The following is a 966-nucleotide window of genomic DNA, read 5'->3' as shown; positions in this document are numbered from 1 at the left end:
AACCGTTCGCACGAGTTGTGGATCCTCGCCTCGGGCGAGTCCGGCGTACTCGAGGCGCAGCGAGCCGTCCTCGGCCGGGGTGGCCTTGATCCAGACTCGTCGGCGCGGCACGAATAGTGACGTGAGAAGCCCGGCGAGGACGAGAATCGCGAAGAGCAGCACCCAGCCCTGGGTGGCGTCGTGGTGGATGTCGAAGGACGCGAAGCGGCGGACGCTATCGGTGCCGATGACGTCCGGGTCGGCTCCGACGTTCTCGAAGGTGACGGTACCCAATCCGTCGGGCAGGTTCGTGGTCTCGCCCGGCTTCAGCGTCAATGGTGCTACTCCGGTGTCGCCGCCGGTCAGTCGAGTCAGAGAGTCGACGGCGAGCTCGTAGACCGAGGTCGGCACTCCGCCGTTCAATCCCAGGTCGCCCGAGAACACGTTGAGCGAGAGCACGGGGTACTGAAGGTCCGGGAAGACGGACGTCGATGCTCCTGTCGCGAGCTGGTCCTGGGTGGGGTAGAAGAAGCCGGTCATGCCGATCTGCTCAGCAAGGCCGTCCGTCACCTTCACCACTCCGACCGAGGTGAGGTTCGCGTTGGTCGGGAGGAAGGGCACCGAGTCGGTGAAGATCGCCGTGCCGGAGGGGTCGCGCACTGTGATGGTCGGGGCGTAGCCGTTGCCGAGGAGGTAGACATTCGTGCCTCCGATCGCTAGCGGCTCGTTGACCTTGACGGTGCGTTCTTCGCTGCTGCCTCCGCGCTGGGTGGTGGTGACGGTCGCGGTGTAGTCGATCGGCTGCCCGAACGCCTCGCCCGGCTCGGTCACGTACTCGACGGCAAGGCTGTCGAGGTTCAGCTGATACGGGTCGAGCTGGCTGCTGTCGAAGAAGCGCCCCGGGTTGAACGAGTCGTAGGCCGCGAGGTTGTTCGCGAACCCCTGACCGCCCTCGACCAGCACGCGCTGCCCGCTGTAGCCGAATCC

General features: G+C 66.0%; 1 protein-coding gene. It reads right to left on the bottom strand.

What is annotated here, in order from left to right; all coding sequences use genetic code 11:
• Positions 1 to 966: cytochrome c biogenesis protein ResB (locus tag C5D66_RS16685; RefSeq protein ID WP_146086971.1), on the bottom strand; the 966-nt coding region annotated here is incomplete at both ends.

The organism is Rathayibacter sp. AY1B4 (genome assembly GCF_002932815.1).
Taxonomy (GTDB): Bacteria; Actinomycetota; Actinomycetes; order Actinomycetales; family Microbacteriaceae; genus Rathayibacter.
The sequence above is the reverse complement of the archived record's forward strand: the minus strand, read 5'-3'. Positions and strand labels throughout refer to the sequence as shown.